Raw genomic sequence first — 7,511 nt, forward strand, 5'->3', positions numbered from 1 at the left:
CTTGGAAGTCGAAAACACATATTGAGAAATGAAATAGGTAAAAAAAAATCAGCTAATAAAGCTGATCGAAATAAAGAAAAATATGGCGCACTCGTCAGGATTCGAACCTGAGACCGTCCGCTTAGAAGGCGGATGCTCTATCCAGCTGAGCTACGAGTGCGTAAGTCATTTTGGTTCACTTAAATTAATGGCTTAAGGCCTAAATGTCAATCGTATTTTGAAAAAAGTACCCATTCTTTTTTACTCCGTGTTAAAGTGAGCTATGTCTTTAGAAATACAAACACCAAAGGATTTGAGCACTCTCAAAAAAATTATTTTAGAGGGGTCGCCTATTTTGTTCTCTGGTTCAAAGACTTCTACGGTTATTCCCTTTGATCGTTTGCTAGAAGGTGTTTCGGGAATTGCTCGAATTGTGGATCTCTCGCTTATGCCTACTCGTCTTTCTTTGGACGAGGAGGGGACTGTCGAAGTTCAAGGAGCTATTTCTTGGCAAGAGTTAAGACAGTTTCTTCATCAGAAGGGACGAGAAATTGGTTGTTGGCCAACTGATCAGAGTGCCTTGGTTTTATCGGGCCTTGCGACTTCTGCTACAGGTGAGCGCTGCTTTTCTCTAGGGACTGTTAGAGATCAAGTGCTAGAAATTAATTATTTAGATTATCAGGCAAATGAGAAAACTTTATTGTCGACAAGCTCACTTGATGTAGGGTTCGAGAGTTATCAAGAAGCTTATCAAGTTTATGCTGGTTTTAAGAATGCTCCTTTTCCTCGCTTTGAAGTTGAGAGCGATTTGATGATTGGAACGGAAGGACAGTTGGGAGTCATAACTTCGGCCAAATTTAGAACCTATGAATTAGTTCCAACGAGTTTCATTCATATCCCGACTCAGTCATGGATTGATAGTCATGAGATAATTGAGTATATCGAATTTGCAAAGAATAAAGAGGAGATCCTCTCGTTTGAATTCTTTGATCAAAAGTGCCTGGCACTGGCATGTCAGAATCAGTTTTCTCAAAGTGACTATATTGTATTTGAAGTCTCTGATCTCGCATTAGAAGGGTTCGTTGAGGATTTAAGTACTCAGTTTCCAGCGTTAGTATTAGAGGATGTTGTCATTCTTGATGAGAAGAAGTTCTTTGATTTTCGAGTTTCGATTCCACGAGGGGTTAATGAGTATATTTCTCATCATCAACTAGTGAAAAAGGGAACGGATGCACAAGTACGAATAGAGAACTTCTCTCAGTTATTACAGATCTATCGTGAGATGGCCTGTGAAGGAATTGATTACGTTCTCTTTGGACATCTTGGTGATTGTCACTTGCATTTCAACTTCCTCCCACGTCATGAACAAGTAGAGAGGGTTGATCAACTTCTAGAAAAATTCTACGATAAGATATTAAAGTTAAAGGGAAGTCCATTTGCAGAGCATGGAATTGGACTGATAAAGCGAAAATATATTTCTAGGTTTTATCCCTTGGAAGTGGTAAATACATTTAAAAAATTAAAGGCTCAAATGGACCCCGATGGAACTTTCTTTCCTATCGGCTATATGGGACTTTTGAGCGATTTGGAGAATAATGAGAGAAGCTAAAATCATTCGTTCACATCAAAGAGAATTTGATTGTGTTCTCGTTGATTCAAAAGAAATCATCAAGGCCACGGCACTTGGGAATCTTCTAAAAAAAGGAGAGACTCTCGTTGTTGGTGATCACGTCATGGTTGATCAAATTGAAGAAACGCAAGAGTACGTGATTAAGCAAATGCTTGAGCGTAAGAATGAGATTTTTAGAATTCTCGTACGTGAGTCGAAGAAGAAGGTCACCGCCTCTAATTGTGATTACCTCGTCATTCTTTCTTCTGTGCATAAGCCGAAGTTTAAGCGTGGGATCATCGATCGTTTCTTAGTCCGAGCTTATCAATGGGGGCTAAGGCCAATTGTCGTCTTTAATAAGATGGATAAGTATAACGAAGATCAAATGGATATAGAGTATGAAGTAGAAAGACTTCATTTCTTAGGAATTGAGACTTTCGAAATATCAGCTTTAAAGCCAGATTATAAGCCTCGTTATCTTGAAAAGGGTCTCGAAGATTTTAAAAGGACTCTTAAGGGATCGACGGCAATTTTTGTGGGCCAATCTGGTGTTGGAAAGAGCCAAACTATCACAGCACTTTCGGATGGAGAAGTTGAACTGAAGACAAAGAAGGTCGGAAGGGCCGGAAAGGGATCTCACACGACGACTTGGTCTGAAATTGTAGACTGTGGAGATTTCTATCTTATCGATTCTCCTGGTATTCGCTCTTTTTCTCTGGACGATATCGATCCTGAAGAATTAATTCGTTACTTTCCGGACCTTGAGAAAGTCGCTCTAAAGTGTGAGTTTATGGATTGTAATCATTATCCTGATAATAGGGGATGCCAATTCTATACTCCTGAGTACGATATCGAAGAATCTGAGGATGGGCTAATTTATCACTCAAGGCTTGAAAGTTATCATCTCTTCTTTGACGAAATCTCTTCAACTCCTTTTTGGAAGAAGAAAAAGAAGTATAACTAGCTAAAATTATTAAATATAGAATTACTTGCCGCTCAAGTATTCGGGCCTCTTTTTTATCAAGAAATCATTCATTTGAACGATAAGACTTAGTGAGATTAACACTCAGTTTGTTCTTATTAAGGAGTACAAATGTCTGATGAAGGTAAAGTAATAAATTTTCAAGCTAAGAGAAGCGAAAATATCGAAAAGAAGAGAAGATCTTTTGAAAGACTTCTTTTTCAAAACCTCTTAGGTGCTTATACAGTGATTGATGCGGATGAAACAGTATACCCTGTATCACTTGTTGATATTTCACATGATGGTTGCCTTTTCCAAATTCCTTGGAATGGTAAATCTGATAAGAAATTACCAGAAGGTCATGAAGTAAAGATGAGAATGTACTTCACTAAGCATTCATTTATTCCTGTGATCGTAAACGTTCGTTACGGAAATGAGTTTAAGGCAGATGATGGAACGACTTATATGCACTATGGGTGTGAGTTTGATAAATCTATGCCTACATTCAAAGCGATGGAAGAGTTTATTAACTTTATGTACTCTTTCGCAGAGCACTCTGTTATTGACAGAGGTGACTCGAGAGCATTCTTTTTATAAAAGTCAGCTAACTATTTGAAAGTTAATAGAGAAGGGGAAGCTTAATCTTCCCCTTTTTATATTTTTCATGATAAGTAAAAACACATGAAATTAGCGATTATTGGAAGCGGTCCCCTCGCTCTAGAGGCGGCAGTCTATTTTTATCAATTAGGTGCCTCAATAAAAATCTTTTCTTCGAGTGAAGCCTGGGGTGGAGCTCTTTTAAGATTTGAAAACCATATGGAACTCCTAAATAAGAACTGGAGTGATCTTGCAAGTGAGCAAGGCCGTGGGTTCTCTGGATTTCAAGAAGAGATTAACACTGGTAGCTCTTACTTAAAATATCTTAACCATATTGGGCATCAATTGAGACAGCTCGGTCTTGTAAAAGATGGGAGAGTCAAGAGAGTTCACAAGAGGTTTCTTAGACCAGAGACTCAACTAATTGATCGCTCTCGCCTAGCAGATCTTTTCCGTGTTGTTTATCAGATTGATGCAACAGAGCAAGTTGAAAAACAAAGAGCTGAAAATGCTGAGGTTTTTGAAAAGCTTGGTAAGGACGTTGTTGAATCGTTAAAAAACTCTATCGAATCATTTGAAGATTTTGATCTTGTTATCGATGCTAGTGGTGATTTAAATCAACCAGCCCCAATGGGAGCATCGAAATCCTATGCACTAAATGAGCAGGCCTTAAAACCTGGGGAAGATCTCTTCTATGGAAGAGAAGTTCTAAAGGGGATTGAAAAGGTTAGTGACAAAACTTCAGTGATAACATTCATTGGAACTGGTGAGTTTAATCTTTGTGCCTTGAGTTTAGTAAGAGAACATTTCGATAAGAAACAAAATTGTAAGATTCAATTAATCACAGATGAGAGAATCCCATTTCAAAATGTTGATGCTAAAACTTTTACAAAACCGTTTCAAGATTTTCAAAAACTTCTAGATGATGATCAAGCGGACTTTAAAGGTCTTATTGAACAATTTGAAAAGAATATTATGGAATGGAAGAATCTCGACTCTCATATTAGAGCGAAAACTCCACGTCCTACTGAACCTACGCCAAGGGTCTATGTCTATAATGGTGCCGTAGTGAGCTCTGTTGATAGACTATTGGATCAGAAAGGGATCTTTACGACAATTGAGGGAAGTGAGCTTTTAGGAACTGCTGAGCAGCTTAAAACACTTTCTAGTGATATAATATTCGTTGATAATGGCTTTATGTCAGGTGATAATTTAACAACTGGTTTAAACCAAGATTCTGAACCGGGTTACTTTAAACTAAGGGCCCTCAAAGATCAGGATATTAACGCTTCTCTTAACTCAATTGAGAAAGAGATCATGAAATACTTTTCGAAGTCATAGGGTATAAAATTGAAGAATAGACTATTTCACATTTTCCTTATTCTTGGCCTTCTTAGTTGTGCAACTAATGAGGATAAGAACTATGAAAGAGTCGATGTGGAAAAGTACTATCGTCCCTCTGGAATGATTCGCTACTTCTTACCTGAAGTTCCAGGTTGGAAAAATACATCCTTTGAAGCTAATTGCCACCGCAAAACGGGGATCCGCTATCTGCATATTGAGAATCTCATGGAGAGCTTCGCTCTGGATTATGAGAGTGCATTGCAGATGCAATATCTTTTCAACGTCTCTTATCAAAATAGTATTGTAAAAAAGAATGGTACTGTTCCAAATTTAAAGGAAGAGGAGGCCTTATTCTTTGAGGCCCTTGATAAGATTAAAGCGGGACAGAGAGTCTTCAAAAAGCCTACTTTTAAGAATGTGAATCTTATATGGGTTGATGACCTCTTAGAAAATAATAGCTCCTTACTTAGAAAGTTCATGATGAGTGAAGAAGCAATGAGAGGAAGACCTCTTTTATTGTCTATGTGTTATTCACGTTCTGACTTGATTAAAAAGTTAAAGCAAAGAAATATTTCATTTGAAGGAAGTCGCTTTATTTCATTTGAAATGTTTAGCTACTTTACGAGTAATGGAGATAGGGGAGCTAGAGAAATTCTTGATCTCTCATATTTCTTCAGAGCTCATCAAATGGTGAACTTTTACTATTTAAAGAATAAACCAAGAAATATTCTTGGAAATTTTAGATATAAGAAAATTAAATAAACGGAGGATTAATGTTCGGTTTTGGTAGTACTAAGAAATCAGATCATAAAGAAGACCTAGATAGACTTTACGCAAAGTTTACGACAAATATGGGTGAGTTTAAGATTGAACTTTACGCAAAAGAGTGTCCAGAAACAGTTTGGAACTTTGTGAACCTTGCAGAAGGAAGACAAGAGACAAAGAGAGAAGGAAACTACTACGATGGTTTAACTTTTCACAGAGTTATTGATGGTTTCATGATTCAAGGTGGATGTCCTGATGGAAATGGAATGGGTGGACCTGGGTATAAATTTGGAGATGAGTTTGTTAATGAACTTCGTCATGATACTGAAGGTATTCTTTCTATGGCCAATGCTGGTCCTGGAACAAATGGTTCTCAGTTCTTCATCACTCTTGGGCCAACTCCTCACTTAGATGGAAGGCATACTGTTTTTGGTAAAGTTGTTGAGGGCATGGATATTGTTAAAGAAATCGGTTCTACTAGAACAGGTATGATGGACAAGCCTCTCTACGATGTTGTTATAGGAAAAAGTTGAAATTGAAAGACCATAAAAAAGAAGCCCTCAAAAGAGGGTCTTTTTTTATTAATTAAAATCTAAGCGATCTACCATTAATTGAATATATTTATTACCATTGAAGTAATTAAGAGAAAGCGTGAAATAAACATTTAACTCTTCGCCTGAGATTTTCTGTCTCTCAAAAATTTCACTAGGACTCATATGTCCCCATTTGCCAACATAATTAAAGCTTATTCCCTTTAAATTTAGCTTTGGATTTTCTCTTGATGAAAAGTTCCATCTGACATGAACATCCTTCATGATGTCAAAACTCTTGAGGAATCCACCTTTAAGCTTAAACTTTGGCTTTTCATTACCCATTCCAAAAGGCTCAAGAAGATCGAGAGACTTGAGTAGTGAAGGTGTAATTTCTTCTGGTGTGATTTCGAGATCGTAAAGGTGTTGAACAGTTCTTTGAATCTCTGGAATCTCGCTCAACATGTGATTCATATTCTCTTTGAATTGAGCAAGGTTTTCCTTAGGCATTGAAAGACCGGCAGCGGCCTTGTGTCCTCCGAATTTAATAAAGAGATCTTTATTAGCATCAAGAAGTTCAAAAATATTTAAGTCTCCAGCACTTCTCGCTGAAGCCTTGATAATTCCCTCATTTTCACTATCACTGAAAACAATCGCAGGTACTTTAAAAGTTTCAACAAGCTTACTTGCGACAATACCAATGACACCTTCATGCCAGTGTGGCTCATAGACGATACAAATAAAGGTTCAGCAGATTCATCTGATGATAACTTGATCTTTGGCCTCGTCGAAAACTTCCTTCTGGATGTAATTTTCTTTCGTTATTACAATGTCGAGCTGGTGATAGTATTCACGAGCTTGTTTTATTATCTTTCTCAATTAAGAGCTTTAGAGCAACCTCTGGGTGATCAAGTCGACCTTTGGAGTTGATGAGTGGGCCAACGTTAAAAGATAACTTTTCACTTGGAATGATATCTTTCTTTCTCTCTTCTGGTGGAAAGAATGTTTTAAGACCTTCATACTCTGTCGTTTTGATAAGCTTCATACCATGACGAACTAACTTTAAGTTCATTGGTGTCAGCTTTGCTAAATCACATATTGTTCCAATCGCCACATACTGAAGTAGGTCGTAGACAGAAGGAATATTTTCTCCACGAGCGAGTAGTAACTTTCTCACTTCAACACAAACAGCAAAGGCAACACCAACTCCTGCCAGAGTTCTCATCTCACAGTCTTCTGGTTCATCTCTTCTGTTTGGGTTAACAACGGCCACACAGTCTGGCATTGTTTCTCTAGCATCTTTATGATGATCGGTAATGATAAGATCAAGACCTTTTTCTTTTGCATAGTCTGCTGTTTCAACATTTGAAATTCCGCAGTCAACAGTAATAAGAAGATCAATTCCTCTTTCAAGGGCCATATCGATTGATGAGTTATGAATTCCGTATCCTTCGACGAAGCGGCTTGGTTGAATAAGATCAACTTCTACATCTAGCTTTTTGAAGAATTGATAGAAGAGGGCACATGAAGTTGTCCCATCTACGTCATAGTCACCGTAAATTCCAATTTTCTTTTTATTGTCGAGACTTTGAATAATTCTTTGGGCACAGACTTGAATATCCTTAAGTTCTGCCATATTTGGAAGAGACTTGAGATCCCAAGAGAAGAATTCTTTGATCTGTTCAGGACTCATTCCTTTCTTTTGGAGAGTCTTTGAATAACTGGA

8 protein-coding genes and 1 tRNA gene are annotated in these 7,511 nt (G+C 37.6%); 6 read left to right on the plus strand and 3 right to left on the minus strand.

Going from position 1 to position 7,511, the window contains the following annotated elements; genetic code table 11:
- Window positions 1–83: 83 nt before the first annotated feature.
- Window positions 84–160 (minus strand) — tRNA-Arg (locus tag M901_RS00660).
- 102 nt (window positions 161–262) lie between these two features.
- Between M901_RS00660 and M901_RS00665 the strand changes: the two genes are divergently transcribed.
- From M901_RS00665 to M901_RS00690, 6 genes are all read left to right on the plus strand, one after another.
- Window positions 263–1,588 carry an FAD-binding oxidoreductase gene (locus M901_RS00665; RefSeq protein ID WP_021276228.1) on the plus strand — a complete coding sequence of 442 codons (1,326 nt, stop codon included), beginning with the start codon at window positions 263–265 and terminating at the stop codon, window positions 1,586–1,588.
- Window positions 1,575–2,552 (plus strand): ribosome small subunit-dependent GTPase A, encoded by a 978-nt coding sequence (rsgA, locus tag M901_RS00670; protein WP_021276225.1) that lies wholly within the window; start codon window positions 1,575–1,577, stop codon window positions 2,550–2,552. Before M901_RS00665 ends, rsgA begins: the two co-directional genes overlap by 14 nt.
- 129 nt (window positions 2,553–2,681) lie before the next feature.
- Window positions 2,682–3,146, plus strand: coding sequence for a PilZ domain-containing protein (locus M901_RS00675; protein ID WP_021276227.1), 465 nt, complete (start codon window positions 2,682–2,684; stop codon window positions 3,144–3,146).
- Window positions 3,147–3,230: 84 nt separating this feature from the next.
- Entirely contained in the window at window positions 3,231–4,487 is a 1,257-nt protein-coding gene (locus M901_RS00680) for a hypothetical protein (RefSeq protein WP_021276224.1), read from the plus strand.
- A 9-nt stretch (window positions 4,488–4,496) separates the two neighbouring features.
- A complete protein-coding gene (locus M901_RS00685) occupies window positions 4,497–5,252 on the plus strand; it encodes a hypothetical protein (RefSeq protein WP_021276223.1) in 756 nt (251 codons plus the stop codon).
- 11 nt (window positions 5,253–5,263) lie between these two features.
- Window positions 5,264–5,788: a peptidylprolyl isomerase gene (locus M901_RS00690; RefSeq protein ID WP_021276229.1), complete on the plus strand. Its 525-nt coding sequence runs from the start codon at window positions 5,264–5,266 to the stop codon at window positions 5,786–5,788.
- A gap of 48 nt (window positions 5,789–5,836) precedes the next feature.
- Here the strand turns inward: M901_RS00690 and M901_RS00695 are convergent, their stop codons facing one another.
- Window positions 5,837–6,526, minus strand: coding sequence for a DHHA1 domain-containing protein (locus M901_RS00695; RefSeq protein WP_081653285.1), 690 nt, complete (start codon window positions 6,524–6,526; stop codon window positions 5,837–5,839).
- Between the two features lie 109 nt (window positions 6,527–6,635).
- Window positions 6,636–7,511, minus strand: an 876-nt coding sequence (locus M901_RS00700; RefSeq protein ID WP_232422491.1) for a DHH family phosphoesterase, incomplete at its 5' end; no start/stop codon positions are given.

The organism is Bacteriovorax sp. DB6_IX, assembly GCF_000447775.1.
Taxonomy (GTDB): Bacteria; Bdellovibrionota; Bacteriovoracia; order Bacteriovoracales; family Bacteriovoracaceae; genus Halobacteriovorax_A.